The organism is Pseudomonas sp. S5F11, assembly GCF_019641515.1.
In the GTDB taxonomy this organism is placed as follows: domain Bacteria; phylum Pseudomonadota; class Gammaproteobacteria; order Pseudomonadales; family Pseudomonadaceae; genus Aquipseudomonas; species Aquipseudomonas rhodesiae.
In genome coordinates, this window is record NZ_JAIFJZ010000001.1 from 2,224,676 (window position 1) to 2,239,509 (window position 14,834).

The 14,834-nt window shown below is 59.6% G+C and carries 20 protein-coding genes; 7 read left to right on the plus strand and 13 right to left on the minus strand.

What is annotated here, in order from left to right:
- Nucleotides 1-63: 63 nt before the first annotated feature.
- From K1567_RS09875 to tsaA, 4 genes are all read left to right on the plus strand, one after another.
- Nucleotides 64-537, plus strand: a complete 474-nt coding sequence (locus tag K1567_RS09875) for a GNAT family N-acetyltransferase (RefSeq protein WP_034096178.1) — start codon at nt 64-66, stop codon at nt 535-537.
- Nucleotides 538-608: 71 nt separating this feature from the next.
- Entirely contained in the window at nt 609-1,319 is a 711-nt protein-coding gene (locus K1567_RS09880) for an rRNA pseudouridine synthase (protein WP_034096177.1), read from the plus strand.
- Between the two features lie 66 nt (nt 1,320-1,385).
- Complete coding sequence (locus tag K1567_RS09885) at nt 1,386-1,847, plus strand: DUF1456 family protein (protein WP_034096176.1); 462 nt, start codon at nt 1,386-1,388, stop codon at nt 1,845-1,847.
- Nucleotides 1,848-1,850: 3 nt separating this feature from the next.
- Complete coding sequence (gene tsaA, locus K1567_RS09890; RefSeq protein WP_034096175.1) at nt 1,851-2,546, plus strand: tRNA (N6-threonylcarbamoyladenosine(37)-N6)-methyltransferase TrmO; 696 nt, start codon at nt 1,851-1,853, stop codon at nt 2,544-2,546.
- 59 nt (nt 2,547-2,605) lie between these two features.
- Here the strand turns inward: tsaA and fpr are convergent, their stop codons facing one another.
- Nucleotides 2,606-3,385 (minus strand): ferredoxin-NADP reductase, encoded by a 780-nt coding sequence (fpr, locus tag K1567_RS09895; protein WP_034096174.1) that lies wholly within the window; start codon nt 3,383-3,385, stop codon nt 2,606-2,608.
- Nucleotides 3,386-3,509: 124 nt separating this feature from the next.
- On the opposite strand from fpr, the gene K1567_RS09900 reads away from it, so the two are divergent.
- Nucleotides 3,510-4,436 carry a LysR family transcriptional regulator gene (locus K1567_RS09900; protein ID WP_034096173.1) on the plus strand — a complete coding sequence of 309 codons (927 nt, stop codon included), beginning with the start codon at nt 3,510-3,512 and terminating at the stop codon, nt 4,434-4,436.
- Between the two features lie 3 nt (nt 4,437-4,439).
- Here K1567_RS09900 and K1567_RS09905 read toward each other — a convergent pair whose 3' ends face one another.
- From K1567_RS09905 to K1567_RS09915, 3 genes are all read right to left on the minus strand, one after another.
- On the minus strand, nt 4,440-4,802 hold the full coding sequence (locus K1567_RS09905; RefSeq protein ID WP_034096172.1) for a diacylglycerol kinase: 363 nt from the start codon (nt 4,800-4,802) through the stop codon (nt 4,440-4,442).
- A gap of 75 nt (nt 4,803-4,877) precedes the next feature.
- Complete coding sequence (erdR, locus tag K1567_RS09910) at nt 4,878-5,528, minus strand: response regulator transcription factor ErdR (RefSeq protein WP_034096171.1); 651 nt, start codon at nt 5,526-5,528, stop codon at nt 4,878-4,880.
- A gap of 240 nt (nt 5,529-5,768) precedes the next feature.
- Entirely contained in the window at nt 5,769-6,488 is a 720-nt protein-coding gene (locus tag K1567_RS09915; RefSeq protein WP_034096170.1) for a tRNA-uridine aminocarboxypropyltransferase, read from the minus strand.
- 178 nt (nt 6,489-6,666) lie between these two features.
- Between K1567_RS09915 and K1567_RS09920 the strand changes: the two genes are divergently transcribed.
- Nucleotides 6,667-7,101, plus strand: coding sequence for a PA3611 family quorum-sensing-regulated virulence factor (locus K1567_RS09920; RefSeq protein WP_034096169.1), 435 nt, complete (start codon nt 6,667-6,669; stop codon nt 7,099-7,101).
- Between the two features lie 369 nt (nt 7,102-7,470).
- Nucleotides 7,471-8,583, plus strand: a complete 1,113-nt coding sequence (locus tag K1567_RS09925; RefSeq protein ID WP_034096168.1) for a TIGR00730 family Rossman fold protein — start codon at nt 7,471-7,473, stop codon at nt 8,581-8,583.
- Between the two features lie 116 nt (nt 8,584-8,699).
- Here K1567_RS09925 and recX read toward each other — a convergent pair whose 3' ends face one another.
- The 9 genes from recX to K1567_RS09970 all read right to left on the minus strand — a co-directional run bounded on the left by recX (nt 8,700) and on the right by K1567_RS09970 (nt 14,832).
- Nucleotides 8,700-9,167: a recombination regulator RecX gene (gene recX / locus K1567_RS09930; RefSeq protein ID WP_167416410.1), complete on the minus strand. Its 468-nt coding sequence runs from the start codon at nt 9,165-9,167 to the stop codon at nt 8,700-8,702.
- An 8-nt stretch (nt 9,168-9,175) separates the two neighbouring features.
- A complete protein-coding gene (gene recA, locus K1567_RS09935; protein ID WP_034096166.1) occupies nt 9,176-10,234 on the minus strand; it encodes a recombinase RecA in 1,059 nt (352 codons plus the stop codon).
- Between the two features lie 83 nt (nt 10,235-10,317).
- Entirely contained in the window at nt 10,318-10,818 is a 501-nt protein-coding gene (locus K1567_RS09940; protein ID WP_220698415.1) for a CinA family protein, read from the minus strand.
- An 81-nt stretch (nt 10,819-10,899) separates the two neighbouring features.
- Complete coding sequence (locus K1567_RS09945; RefSeq protein ID WP_034112077.1) at nt 10,900-11,412, minus strand: lysis system i-spanin subunit Rz; 513 nt, start codon at nt 11,410-11,412, stop codon at nt 10,900-10,902.
- Complete coding sequence (locus K1567_RS09950; RefSeq protein ID WP_220698416.1) at nt 11,400-11,957, minus strand: glycoside hydrolase family 19 protein; 558 nt, start codon at nt 11,955-11,957, stop codon at nt 11,400-11,402. The genes K1567_RS09945 and K1567_RS09950 overlap by 13 nt, the downstream gene beginning before the upstream one ends.
- 22 nt (nt 11,958-11,979) lie before the next feature.
- Nucleotides 11,980-12,990, minus strand: coding sequence for a contractile injection system protein, VgrG/Pvc8 family (locus K1567_RS09955; RefSeq protein ID WP_034096162.1), 1,011 nt, complete (start codon nt 12,988-12,990; stop codon nt 11,980-11,982).
- Nucleotides 12,991-12,999: 9 nt separating this feature from the next.
- Entirely contained in the window at nt 13,000-13,212 is a 213-nt protein-coding gene (locus K1567_RS09960; RefSeq protein WP_034096161.1) for a tail protein X, read from the minus strand.
- A complete protein-coding gene (locus tag K1567_RS09965) occupies nt 13,205-13,588 on the minus strand; it encodes a phage tail protein (protein WP_034096160.1) in 384 nt (127 codons plus the stop codon). The genes K1567_RS09960 and K1567_RS09965 overlap by 8 nt, the downstream gene beginning before the upstream one ends.
- Nucleotides 13,588-14,832, minus strand: a complete 1,245-nt coding sequence (locus K1567_RS09970; RefSeq protein ID WP_220698417.1) for a hypothetical protein — start codon at nt 14,830-14,832, stop codon at nt 13,588-13,590. Before K1567_RS09970 ends, K1567_RS09965 begins: the two co-directional genes overlap by 1 nt.
- Nucleotides 14,833-14,834: the final 2 nt, after the last annotated feature.

Consider the following 14,834-nt stretch of genomic DNA (forward strand, 5'->3'; position numbering starts at 1 on the left):
GCGGGGCTTTTTTCGGTCTATCGTTTGGCCCAACAATGCAGATATCGGCAAGGGGCAGCGGGCATGAGGCAGCATTCGGTCATTCACACACCTAAGAGCAGCGATTACCCGGAGCTGGTGCGCATCTGGGAAGCTTCGGTGCGCGCCACCCACGACTTCCTGCCGGACAGCTACATCGTGTTACTCAAGGATCTGGTGCTGACCCGCTACCTGGATGCCGTGATGCTGATCTGCACAAAAGACGCCCGCCAGCGCATTACCGGATTTGCCGGGGTCGCGGCGGGCAAAGTGGAGATGCTGTTCATCGACCCGCAATACCGTGGCCAGGGCTTGGGCCGACAGTTGCTGCGCTACGCGGTGGAGTGCATGAACGCCGATGAGTTGGAAGTCAACGAACAGAACCCCCAGGCCCTGGGTTTTTACCTCAAGCAGGGTTTCGAGGTGATCGGACGCACGGAGCACGACGGCCTGGGCAAGCCTTATCCGTTGTTGCGCATGCGTTTGCGCCAGCTGCCGTCACAGGCGCGTCAGGGCTAAATGAAATGGGGTCGGGATTAACCGGCGCCAGGCAGGTACAATAGCCGCCCCCTTTTGTTACGGCCCTTGTCATGACTGACCCCATACGCCTCTCCAAACGCCTTATCGAACTGGTCGGTTGCTCCCGTCGGGAGGCCGAGCTGTTTATCGAAGGCGGCTGGGTCTCGGTGGACGGTGAAGTGATCGACGAACCGCAGTTCAAGGTCACCACCCAAAAGGTCGAACTCGACCCCGAAGCCAAGGCCACTGCGCCGGAGCCCGTGACCATCCTGCTGCACGCCCCGGCCGGCGTGGATGCCGACACGGCGATGGCGTCGATCAGCGCCGAAACCCTGTCGGACGAACATCGCTTCGGCAAGCGCCCGCTCAAGGGCCACTTCCTGCGCCTGAGCGCCAGCGCCGACCTGCAAGCCAAGGCCAGCGGCCTGCTGGTGTTTACCCAGGATTGGAAGATTCTGCGCAAGTTGACCGCCGATGCCGCCAAGATCGAGCAGGAATACGTGGTTGAGGTGGAAGGCGAGATGGTTGCCCACGGCCTCAATCGCCTGAACCACGGCCTGACCTACAAAGGCAAGGAACTGCCGCCCGTCAAAGCCAGCTGGCAGAACGAAAACCGCCTGCGCTTTGCGCTGAAAAACCCGCAACCCGGGGTAATCGCATTGTTCTGCGAAGCGGTCGGCCTGAAAGTCGTGGCGATTCGCCGTATCCGCATCGGCGGTGTGTCCATCGGCAAGGTGCCCGTAGGCCAATGGCGTTACTTGTCCGGCAAAGAGAAATTCTAAGCCGCTCCTTTTTTTCGACAGCGCCCCACTGGGCGTTGTCCACCGTTGAAACCAGGATTGCCCACCATGATTCACAACGACGTATTGCGCAGCGTGCGCTACATGCTCGACATCAGCGACAACAAAATGGTCGAGATCACCAAGCTCGGCGGCATGGACATCACCAAGGATGACCTGCTGACCTACCTCAAAAAGGACGAAGAAGAAGGCTTCGTGTTCTGCCCGGACGAGGTCATGGCGCACTTTCTCGATGGCCTGGTGATCTTCAAGCGCGGCAAAGACGAAAGCCGCCCACCCCAGCCGATCGAAACCCCGGTGACCAACAACATCATTCTCAAGAAGCTGCGCGTCGCCTTCGAACTGAAGGAAGACGACATGCACGCCATTCTCAAGTCAGCCGATTTCCCAGTATCCAAACCGGAACTGAGCGCGCTGTTCCGCAAGTTCGGCCACACCAATTACCGCCCATGCGGCGACCAGCTGCTGCGTAACTTCCTCAAGGGGCTGACGTTGCGGGTGCGTGCCTAAGCCATGAATTACCCGGTCTCACCCGTGGGCTTCGTGCGTTCCTGCTTCAAGGAGAAGTTCGCCATTCCGCGCCAGCCGCAACTGGCGCCAGCGGCCCGGGGTGTGGTGGAACTGGTGGCACCGTTCGATCAGGGCGAGGCGGTACAAGGCTTGGAGCAGGTCAGCCATGTGTGGTTGCTGTTTCTGTTCCACCAGGCCCTGGAAGACAAGCCGCGCCTGAAGGTGCGCCCGCCGCGCCTGGGTGGCAATGCGTCCATGGGGGTGTTTGCCACCCGCGCAACCCATCGACCCAATGGCATCGGCCAGTCGGTGGTGAAACTGGACAAGGTGGAGCCCGGGCGCTTGTGGATTTCCGGGATCGATTTGCTGGATGGCACCCCCGTACTGGATATCAAGCCCTATGTGCCCTACGCCGACATCATCGACACGGCCACCAATGACATCGCCAGCGCTGCGCCGCCGTTGATTGCCGTGCAGTGGCTGAAGACGGCGCTGCAGCAAGCACAAGGCCACGCCCAGCGCCTTGGGGAACCATTGGTTGAGCTGATCGATCAGTGTTTGGCTCAGGACCCGCGCCCGGCCTACCAGACACCGGGGCCAGAACGTGAATACGGGGTGCGCTTCTGGGATGTGGATGTGCGCTGGCACTATCCCGAAGCGGGGGTGATTTGCGTATTGGAAGTGGTGCCCGCTAACTGAATAAGGCGCAAACGAAATGTGGGAGGGGGTAAGCCCCCTCCCACATTTTTTTACCGCGGTTACTTCTCGACGAATGCGCGCTCGATCAGATAGTCGCCCGGCTCACGCATGCGCGGCGAAACTTTCAGGCCGAAGCTGTTGAGCACTTCGCTGGTCTCGTCCAGCATGCTTGGGCTGCCGCACAGCATGGCGCGGTCGTCCTCTGGATTGATCGGCGGCAGGCCGATATCGCTGAACAGTTTGCCACTGCGCATCAGGTCGGTCAGGCGACCTTGATTTTCGAAGGGCTCGCGGGTCACGGTTGGGTAGTAGATCAGCTTCTCACGCACGGCCTCGCCGAAGAACTCGTTCTGCGGCAGGTGCTCGGTGATGAACTCGCGGTAGGCGACTTCGTTGACGTAGCGCACGCCGTGGCACAGGATCACTTTTTCGAAACGCTCATAGGTTTCCGGGTCCTGGATCACGCTCATAAATGGCGCCAGGCCAGTGCCGGTGCTGAGCAGGTACAGGTGTTTGCCGGGCTTCAAGTCGTCAAGCACCAGGGTGCCTGTCGGTTTCTTGCTGATGATGATTTCGTCGCCTTCCTTCAGGTGCTGCAATTGGGAGGTCAGCGGACCATCCGGCACCTTGATGCTGAAGAACTCCAGATGCTCTTCCCAGTTCGGGCTGGCAATGGAGTAAGCGCGCATGAGCGGGCGGCCGTTGGGCTGTTGCAGGCCGATCATCACGAACTGACCGTTCTCGAAGCGCAAGCCCGGATCGCGGGTGCACTTGAAGCTGAACAGAGTGTCGTTCCAGTGATGAACACTGAGGACACGCTCGTGGTTCATGTTGCTCATGTACGGGGGACTCCTGGAAATGGGTCTGCACTAAATGTGAAGCGCGCAATTGCAGCGCATTCTAATGGCGGCGACAATATCTGTTAACTGAATTATTAAGATAAGGGTTATCGGTTATATCGATATGCGATTTACTCTCCGTCAACTGCAAGTCTTCGTCGCCGTCGCCCAGCAGGAAAGCGTTTCGCGCGCTGCTGGCCTGCTGGCCTTATCCCAATCCGCCGCCAGCACTTCGATCACGGAGCTTGAGCGTCAATCCAGCTGCCAATTATTCGACCGCGCCGGTAAACGCCTGAGTCTCAACGCTCTCGGCCATCAACTGTTACCCCAGGCGGTGGCGCTGCTGGACCAGGCCAAGGAGATCGAAGACCTGCTCAACGGCAAGTCCGGCTTCGGTTCCCTGGCGGTCGGTGCCACCCTGACCATCGGCAACTACCTGGCGACCTTGCTGATCGGCAGCTTCATGCAACAACACCCCGAGAGTCAGGTGAAACTGCATGTGCAAAACACTGCGCATATCGTGCACCAAGTCGCGCATTACGAAATTGACCTGGGTCTAATCGAAGGCGACTGCAGCCACCCGGATATCGAGGTGCAGACTTGGGTAGAGGACGAACTCGTGGTGTTTTGCGCGCCGCAGCACCCCCTGGCCAGACGCGGCATGGCGAGCATGGACGAGTTGACCCATGAGGCGTGGATCCTGCGTGAACAAGGCTCCGGCACGCGCCTGACGTTTGACCAAGCCATGCGCCATCACCGCAGCGCGCTGAATATTCGCCTCGAACTGGAACACACCGAGGCGATCAAGCGAGCGGTGGAGTCCGGACTGGGCATTGGCTGCATCTCACGGCTGGCGCTGCGCGATGCGTTTCGCCGTGGCAGCCTGGTGCCGGTGGAAACGCCGGATCTGGACCTTATGCGGCAGTTCTACTTCATCTGGCACAAGCAGAAATACCAGACCTCAGCGATGCGCGAGTTCCTGGAACTCTGTCGCGCGTTCACGGCCGGCGTGCAACGCAGCGACGAAATCGTGCTGCCGACCATTGCCTGAGGTTTAAATCAGGATGACGGCCCACACCAGGGTGATCATGGTCAGGGCCACGAATTGCGCGGCGCTGCCCATGTCCTTGGCGTTTTTCGACAAGGGATGACGGTCCAGAGAGATGCGATCGATCGCCGCTTCCACCGCCGAATTGAGCAGCTCGACGATCAGCGCCAGCAGGCACACGGCGATCAGCAACGCACGCTCGACGCGGCTGACGCTCAGAAAAAAGCTCAACGGGATCAGGATCACATTGAGCAACACCAACTGACGGAACGCCGCCTCCCCGGTGAATGCCGCGCGCAGGCCATCCAGGGAATATCCCCCAGCATTGAAGATACGTTTGATACCGGTTTGACCCTTGAAAGGCGACATAGATGTAAGCAACTGAACCAAAGGAGTGGGGAAACTAGATCACGCGAAGTCAAAAAAGCGTGAATCGAAAACGGCTTAATGCTGCGTAATTGACTCAAGTTGTTGCAAAAGCAAGGCCGCCTGGGTGCGCGTACGCACGTTCAGTTTGCGGAAAATCGCCGTGACATGGGCCTTGATTGTGGCTTCCGAGACTTTCAGCTCGTAGGCAATTTGCTTGTTCAACAAACCTTCACAGACCATGGTCAAGACCCGGAACTGTTGGGGTGTCAGGCTGGCTAGGCCCTCCTGTGCGGCCTTGGCCTCGGCAGAGACATTGATGGTTTCCGAGGCTTGCGGGGGCCACGAGACGTCACCATCCAGAACGGCACGCACTGCGGCTTGAATCTGCTCCATGGAGCTAGACTTGGGAATAAATCCACTGGCGCCAAACTCTCTTGAGCGCACCACCACATCGGCCTCTTCTTGGGCAGAGACCATCACCACTGGAATCTGTGGGTACTGTCCGCGTAGCAGCACCAGCCCGGAGAAACCGTATGCGCCCGGCATGTTCAGGTCGAGCAGCACAAGATCCCAGTCGGTTTTGTCGGTCAGATGGGTTTCCAGCTCAGCAATACTGGCCACTTCGACCAGGCGGACATCCGGGCCTAGGCCCAGCGTCACCGCTTGACGCAACGCACTGCGAAACAGCGGGTGGTCGTCGGCTATCAGGATTTCGTATGTGGCCATTGATTAAATGATCCTGTTTTTATGGGAGCCCCGATGGGTTCAGGGTTCACCAATGCACAAGGCGGTGGCCAGGCAGCCATCGCCAGAGGGCGTGCTCGACGTGAAACGACGTCGATAATCCATGCTGGCACCTCAATCGGCGCCCAGCATGCCCAGCGTAGCCTGGGGGGTCAAGCACTACGCCCACGGGCATTTTAGCGGGTTGCAGGGATAAGGTGCCATCATGCAAACGTCGTCTGGCTAAAGCTCCGGTATATAGGGCGCAAGGCGCGCGTGAACAGGGTCCGCCAGGTCCAGTGGCAACTGAAACTTGGCCGCCAGGTAGTGGGTACTGAATACATCGAGGTAGGCGTCCAAGACTTCACTGGCGGCGCCATCGTCAGCCAACTCCAGGCACAGGGCCGCAACTTCGGCGGTGCAAAAGTGATCATCGCGTTTGGAGCGGCGCAGCTTATAGCGTGACAGTTGCTCAGGCGCCAGGCTCAACACCGGCAGATGTTCCAAGTAAGGGCTCTTGCGGAACATCTTGCGCGCCTCGCTCCAGGTGCCGTCCAACAAGATGAACAACGGACGCTTGCCCTCCTCCACCGTGACGGCACTGACGACACGCTCCGGCGCCACGAACTCGCCGGGAAACACGATATAGGGCTGCCACTGCGGATCGGCCAACAAGGTGAGCAACCCTGCATCGACCTCGGTACGCGACCACGCGAACGCCGTGGTGTCATCGATCACATCGGCGATCAGCCAGCCGGTATTGCTGGGCTTCATCGGCTCAACATCATGCATCAACAGGCACATGGCGGACCTGGCTGCGACCTTGGGTCGCCAGGCGCACAGGCAATATTCGGGAATGACCCGGCAGCCGGGGCAACGCTCAGCGCGGGAGCCGCGATTGACGAAAGGTTTGATGGCGCGCGCCAGGCGCTGAGTGCGCAGGCGGGAGACGGCGTGGCTCATCGCATGCGCCGTAGAAACGGGAAAATCGACACGGGGTCACTCAAGATCGGTTGAAGTGGCCGCAGTTTACCAGCGATACGCCTGGCTGTAGCGGCAAGGCCTCACCTATAATCGCGCGCCACTGAACGCACAGCGCAGTGGCGGGTCTATGCACCTGTAACCGAATCAGGAGAATTTCATGCTGCGTTCCATGCTGCGTCTTGTCGCCCCATCCGTCGCGCTTGCGCTGGTTTTGCCCATGGGCGCCCACGCTGCCTCGCTGCTGGAGGCGCAAATGAACAAGAAGCTGCAAAGCGTTGCCGCCGAGAGCAATAAAGGCCTGCCGCGAGAAATCGACGAAAAAACCCTGGAAGTGGCCTACACCGTTGAAGGTATGCAGCTGATCGACCACCTGAGTGTGCTGCCCGACCGTGCCGAACAGATGCGCGCCAACCCCAAGGCTGTCTACTTCCAATTGGGCCGCAGCGTCTGCACCAACCCAGGCTACCGCGAGCTGATGGCCAAGGGCGCCGTGATGCGCTATGAAATCACCGAGAACAAGAGCAACCGCCCTGTGGCATCGGTGAAGTTCGCAGAAGCGGACTGCCCAGCCCCGACGAAGAAGAAAAAGTAAATTCGGCTTTATCCCCGCGCTGCGGTCCCGTGGCGCGTACTCCCCCTTTGCAATTGTTTCCCGCCAGCCCCCCTCTGATCAACCAATAAGCGGTTGCCAGCCAAGGCTTTTTCGGCCCATGATCGAGTCATCTCAAACACCCTTGCGTAACGGTTTCCATACCGTCCTGTAACATTTTCAGGGCACAAGAGGGTTTCCCTACTGCGACTTGCAGTGCAGAGGTTTTTAAATCACTAGGAACATACAGAGCGCGCTTTGCCGACTGGCAAACAGGTGCAATGCCTAAGGCATGCAGCGACACATGCAGTGTCGTGACCGCCGGACGATCACTCGCCGCCGGCCCAACCTCTGTGAATAAGGAGACGTTGAATGCCTTACCAACCGAATGACAGCTTGATACGACATTTTGAAGAACACGGGCCCGAGCTCACACAGCAAGTCGAAGCTCAGCTCCAACAGATCGCCCCCAACAGCCCGAACAGCCCCCTGTATCGCGACATGATCCTTACCGTGCTGCGCATGGCCCAAGACGACCGCGACCGTTGGAACGCCAAAATAACCCTACAGGCCATCCGCGAATTGGACCACTCGTTCCGGGTTCTGGAACAGTTCAAGGGGCGACGCAAGGTCACCGTATTCGGCTCGGCACGCACTCCGGTAGAAAGCCCGTTATATGCCTTGGCTCGCGAGGTGGGCACCGCCTTGGCGCGCTCCGATCTGATGGTGATCACTGGCGGTGGCGGCGGCATCATGGCGGCAGCACACGAGGGTGCTGGCCTGGAGCATAGCCTGGGGTTCAATATCACCTTACCGTTTGAACAGCACGCCAACCCCACCATCGATGGCACTGAAAACCTGCTGTCCTTCCACTTCTTCTTTACCCGCAAACTGTTCTTCGTCAAAGAAGCCGATGCGCTGGTGTTATGCCCAGGCGGTTTCGGCACCCTGGACGAAGCGCTGGAAGTATTAACGCTGATCCAGACCGGCAAGAGCCCGCTGGTGCCGGTGGTGTTGCTGGATGCGCCCGGCGGTGGGTTCTGGCAAGGCGCTTTGGACTTTATCCGCAATCAGTTGGAGGCCAATCGCTACATTCTGCCGACCGATCTCAAGCTGGTTCGGTTGGTGTACAGCGCTGAAGAGGCCGTGGACGAAATCAATCAGTTCTACGCCAACTTCCACTCCACACGCTGGCTCAAACGGGAGTTTGTAATGCGCATGAACCATCCGCTCAGCGAACAGGCCTTGGCGCATCTGCAGACTGAATTCGCCAGCCTGCGTTTGAGTGGCGAGTTCCAGCAACTGACTTACACCGGGGAGGAACATGATGAGCCGAAATTCAGCCATTTGACGCGATTGGTGTTCAATTTCAACGGGCGAGATCAAGGCCGTTTGCGAGAGTTGGTGGACTACATCAACCTGCCAGAGAACTGGGCCCATGCCCAGGGCACGGCGCAGCAGCGAGTGACACCGGAGCCAGCGTGAATTCAGAAACGCAAAAAGGCCCGCTATCTTCATAGCGGGCCTTTTCGGCTGTATTGGGAGATCGTATTGAGCGGCCAGGGGTTATGTAGCCGTTCGCCGGAACGAATCTGCGTTACTCAGTCGTCCATCTCTCGACCGCTGAGCAAACGGCTGATCATATCCATTGAGAACCCGCGATAGCTCAGGAATCGACCTTGTTTCGCACGTTCCTTGGCATCAATCGGCAGATGACCAGAGAACTTGCGACGCCAGGTATCCTCCAGTTGCGACTGCCAGTTGATACCGCACTCACGCAAAGCAAGATCGATATCGCTACGCTGCAAACCGCGCTGGCTCAGTTCTTCGCGAATTCGTGCAGGACCATAGCCGGACCGGGCTCGGTAGGAAACAAAACTTTCCAGGTAACGGGATTCGGAAAGCAGGCCCTCCTCCGTCAAACGGTCGAGGGCGGCTTCGATCATCTCGGGCTCTGCGCCGCGCTGGCGCAATTTACGCGTCAGTTCGACTCGACCATGCTCGCGGCGAGCGAGCAGGTCCATTGCAGTGCGCCTAACGGCGACGAGTGTATCCAGTACAACAGTCATCGTTTGCTTCAGATGTCGGTGTCGGCTTCTTCCATCTCGTCAACCGGTTCACGGTTGGCGGCAGCTTTCACGTCTGGCGCGGCAGTCAGCAGCTTGTCGCGAATTTGCTTCTCAAGCGCAGCGGCGATATCAGGATTATCCGCCAGGAACTTGGCCGAGTTGGCCTTGCCCTGACCGATCTTGCTGCCGTTGTAGGCATACCAGGCGCCGGATTTCTCGACGAAGCCGTGCAACACGCCCAGGTCGATCATCTCGCCGTTCAGGTAGATGCCCTTGCCGTAGAGAATCTGGAATTCGGCCTGACGGAAAGGTGGAGCTACCTTGTTCTTCACCACTTTGACGCGGGTTTCGCTACCGACAACCTCGTCGCCTTCCTTCACTGCGCCAGTACGGCGGATATCCAGACGGACCGAAGCGTAGAACTTCAACGCGTTACCACCTGTGGTGGTTTCCGGGCTACCGAACATCACACCGATCTTCATACGGATCTGGTTGATGAAGATCACCAGGCAGTTGGCGTTCTTGATGTTACCGGTGATTTTACGCAGCGCCTGGGACATCAGACGGGCTTGCAGACCCACGTGCATGTCACCCATTTCGCCTTCGATTTCAGCCTTGGGTACCAGGGCCGCCACGGAGTCGACCACGATCACGTCGATGGCATTGGAGCGCACCAGCATGTCGGTGATTTCCAGGGCCTGCTCACCGGTGTCCGGCTGGGAAACCAGCAGGTCGTCAACGTTGACGCCCAGCTTGCCGGCGTATTCTGGATCCAGGGCGTGTTCGGCATCGACGAACGCGCAGGTGGCGCCCATTTTTTGAGCCTGGGCAATCACCGACAGAGTCAGGGTGGTTTTACCGGAAGATTCAGGACCATAGATTTCAACGATACGGCCTTTTGGCAGGCCGCCAATGCCGAGTGCGATGTCCAGACCCAGAGAGCCAGTGGAAATAGCCGGGATCGCCTGACGGTCGTGATCGCCCATACGCATTACGGCACCCTTGCCGAATTGACGTTCGATCTGACCCAGGGCCGCAGCCAAGGCTTTCTTCTTGTTGTCGTCCATTAAAGTCCTCACGTAATCAATAAGGCCTGACGGCCAACACCTGTATAAGTAGACAGTATTGTTCCACAAAGATCGGAGATCGCCTACCCCTGTTTTTCTATTTCTACTGCAGCTCGTCGCAACAAGCCGTCCAGCGCGGCCTTGACCGTTTGTCGGCGGACCTCGTCACGGTTGCCCTTGAAGTGCTCGCGCTGCGCCGTAACCTCATCCCCCACGCCGAACGCCAGCCAAACGGTACCCACCGGTTTTTCCGGCGAACCACCATCCGGCCCTGCCACGCCACTGACCGCGACGGCGAATCGCGCCAGACTTTTCTCCTGGGCGCCGCGCACCATCGCCTCCACCACTTCCTGACTCACGGCCCCTACTTTGGCAAACAGCTCGTCGGGAACATTCAACTGTCGAGTCTTCTGCCGGTTGGAGTAGGTGACATAACCGGCCTCGAACCAGGCTGAACTGCCGGGAATCCGCGTAATAGCCTCGGCAATGCCGCCACCTGTACAGGACTCTGCCGTAGTGACATGTGCATTGAGCACCTGCAGGCGGCGGCCCAGTTCAGCGGCAAGTTGAGTGATCTCGTTCACGGTCGTCTCCTGGAGTGGGCGGGCGTTCGCCTACCCTACAGGAGCCGATCGCGCACGCAAGCCACAGGCTGCATCAAGATGCTAACGGGCGATGGTTTGCACGTAGGCCTGGCACGCTCGTAAGGCAATCAGGGCGTTATCGCCGTCGTCGGTGATGGCGATAATTCGCTGAGCATGCGCCGGGTCAAGTCGGGCTCGCGGGGCTGCATGAACCAGGCCGCTGGCGGTGGTGGGGGCTGGCACTGCACTACCGTTGGCGGGGTCGCGGGTGTCGAGAAGGACTGACAACCGCACATCAGCAGTGGCCAGGCGATCACGCAAAGCAGCCTGATGACGTTGTGCATCGCTTAACTCCTGCGCGTGTTGTTGATCGTTGGCGCTGAGCTTCTGCTCCAGGGCCAGTCGCTTGTCGTGTTCGGCCTGTTGTTGACGCACGGCCAACTGGTGTTGTTGATCGAGCTCCCGGGCATGTATCGTCGCCAACCGTTGGATCTGCGCCTCATACCGCCAGACCTGCACCTGCCAGGCCAGCCCCGCCGCCATCGCCACCAGCAGGAAATAGCCGAGCAAACGGTAGGACGTTAAGAACCGCATAACACTGCCTTCGCCCGCGCCCACAGCTGCATGCGCTGCTCCAGGCCATTGAGCCCACCATTGATGCGGCGCGTAATCGTGGTGAATTGATCCTTGTCGGCCAACGCGTTCAGACCATTGCTTGCCCAATACCAAGCCGCCGACTCACACGCCCACCGGGACTGCTCAAGCAGTTCAGGCTGTGCCAACAGGCGATCGTCGCCGAATAGCGCCCGACTGCACGTCATATAGTTTCGACGGCCGGTAACCTGGATGAGCCCCCTGCCCCGATACTTCTGACCGTCACCGTCCGCTTCGGGCGTATTGCCCAGGCGCGCAGCCAAGGTGCCGGTGTCGTATTTGCTCAGGTATTGGTGGCTGCCCAATTCGCGCAGGTATTGCAGCTCGCCGGATTCGTGAGCGATCTGAGCGAGAAAGGCAGCGATGCGTTGGGGGGTGTCGATAGCGTACCGTTCCATCGCCGCATTTATGGCGGGCAAAAAAACACCCGCTACGAGGCGGGCTGCTGGCATGATGTGGACAAGCTGGGCAAGCGTAATCAGCATGGTTTCTACTCTGTAAGAAGGTCTAGATCGACAACCCGCCCGCCACAATCGAACTGCGATACCCCGTCGTCGGGTCACCCACATGGGTCACTTGGGTGATCGACCAGCGCCCTTGCATATAGGACGGCCAGCTCTCATCCAGCAGCAGCAACCCTTCAGCGGCGAGCAGCGGGTTGCCTGGACAATCGATCTGTAATTTCAAACCTTCACGGCCCACGCGCCGCAGTTCGCCTTCGGCCACAGCGCGGGCTTCGGCTTCGTTCTGGCAGCGTTGGCGCAAGGTTTTGAACGGCGCAATGCCGACTTGCACGACGTGCTGTTTGCCCCCGGCGGCATCCCACCAGGTCACACGGCACCCCATGTACTTAGAGCGCGATTGTTCGTCGAGCTTGGCTGTGATGAACGCTTGGTCACCGGGCCGGTTGTCCTGGGTCACGGATAACGTCACATCCGGCAGAGGCTGGCCGGAAAGGGAGTGAACCTTGCCGGCTTCCGCCAATACATACAGTTCGTTGATCGGTTTTGTGATGGCGCTATAGCGATTGGCCAGGCGCGTGATAAACGCCATGTCGCTTTCGTTGGATTGATCGATATGGGGAATCGGAATGCCTTCCAGCGCCGGTGCCACCCGGGGTGAATAGCCATGCCGGCTGACTAACTGACGAAACAGCGCGCCCAGGGTGGTAGGCCCGTAACTGGCGGAGCGACGCTGCCGGTAATGGCTGGGGTCCGCAGCACTGAAAGGTGCGGCGGTGGCGACGATCATCAAGCGCATCGGAAACAGCACCGGGGTTCGCTGCGTGATGACGAATTCGCCCTTCTCCACCAGGCCCGACTCCTGATAGCCGACCCGCATGCCGATCTTGCCGCTCAAGCTCGGCAACCCTTCCAGGCCCTCGGTATTGAGCGTGAGTTCCAGTCGGTCGGTCTGGATACCGGCGGCATCGGTATGGCTCCAGTGCATCAACCGTTGGTTAAGCAATGCCGCATTGGCACCGTAGAACTCAACGACCGGGGTGAATCCCTGTGTCATATGGCCTCCTCAATCCCAGGCCGAAATCGGCCGCAAAGCCGCTGGCCGGGCGTGCAACTCCGGCACCACCACCCACACGCCCGCCGGCAATACCGGCCCGTGCTCGGCCAGTTCGGGGTTCAGGCGCCAGAGGGTTTCTTCAGCAGCGTCGTCACAGCGCCCCAACTCGCGGTACAGCAGCAGGTTGACTGAATCCCCGGCAATACTTCGCACTCTACGCATTGACGAACTCCTCCAATTCAAGGCTCCAGGACATGACCATGGCGGTGCCGTCGTCGATCACATGGCTTTGGTTTTCCACCACGGCGTTGATGCGCCACAGCCCCCAGTTCCGGCCGATCCCGTCGACCAGCGGCAGCGGTGCCCGCGCATTCTGCAAGGCGCGTAACTCGTCCAGGCGCTGCATACCTACGGCGTACATTGCCGTGCCGCCGAACGTGAGTTTCTCCAGAGCCTGACCGCTCTGACGGGACTGCGGCTTGCTGGCAATGATTTCCAGGTTGCTCCAGCCCCCGTAACTGCTGTGGGTGAGCGTGGCGTAGGCAAAACCTCGTGAGAGGCCAAAGATAAAATCGCCCAATACCATCTGTTGTCGCATCAATCACCTCCGGGGTCGGCCAATGCCGCGTTGCGTCGAATACCGAGGGAATCGGTCACCATGGGCGTGCATTGGAATTGCAGGGCCTGGAGCACTTGGTTGACCACTTGCTGGGCATCGGCGGGGTTGACGCCAGTGATCTGGATGCTCGGCGAGATCGTGACCTGGATGTTGTCGGTGCGAGCACTGTTGAGTTCCTTGCTCAAGGCATTCGGCGCGGGCAAGCGATCACTTGAACTGAACAGTTTGTCACCGAGCCAACTGCCCGCTTCGCTGCCCAGCAAGCCACCGATTGCACCACCGACGGCGGTACCGATACCGGGAAAAACCAGCGTGCCAAGTGCAGCCCCGGCCGATGCGCCAGCCCAGGCGCCACCGGCGGTGCTCAGGCCACTGCCAACGGCTTTTGCATCGCCCTGGCGCACGCCTTGCACGACGGCCATCGCGGTGTCGACGTACTTCAGCGGGCCCAGCCTGCGCACGAAGGATGATTCCAGTCGGGTCGCGGCGCCAGCCAGGCTCGAAGGGGCCGCTGTGCGTGGAGCAATCGTCGAGGCATTGAACCCCAGGCGCGGACCTTCGAAGACCTTGCTTACCTTTTCGAAGAGGCTGCGCACCGTGGCGAACAAACTCAAAGAGGTTCGGGGGGGACTGCGCCTTGACTTCATGAACGTGGGCTTGCCTGGCCCTCTCTTCCCAGATGACTTGTTGGGCCCATAACGCTTACGCCCCCGCGGCACCTCGCTGACACCCGAGCAGCAAGCGTCACCGCCCTTGCCGGCCCCCTTAAACACCGCGCCGATGCGGGGGATCTTGCCCAAGGTCGCTTCAAGCACCTTGTCTGAAACCTTGGTTCTGAACGAATCCGCCAAGCCTTCAACGGCCCACTTGAGCAATTGAGTGGCGGAGGATTCGGCAGGCTTTGTTTCTTCCGGCGTTTTCTTCGTCTCACTGGTCGCGGGGCTCAGGGCCGGGGCGGTCAGGGCAGCGCCGGTGATGAACAACGTCGTGTTGAGCGTCTCCAGCGTCTCGCGCAACCGTACCTGCTCCAGGGTCAACGCATTCAGGTCCACGCTGACGGTAACCAGCGCCGAGCTGAGCGTCGATTGCGGTGATGGAGCCTCGCGTTCAGGCGCGGCCAAGCTTGCAGAGAACGGTGCGAGCACACTGCCCAGATCCGCGTCACCGAGCATCCAGCGGTTGTCTTGCACCGCGAGCCGGGTCGCATATTGAGTCTCTTGCATCT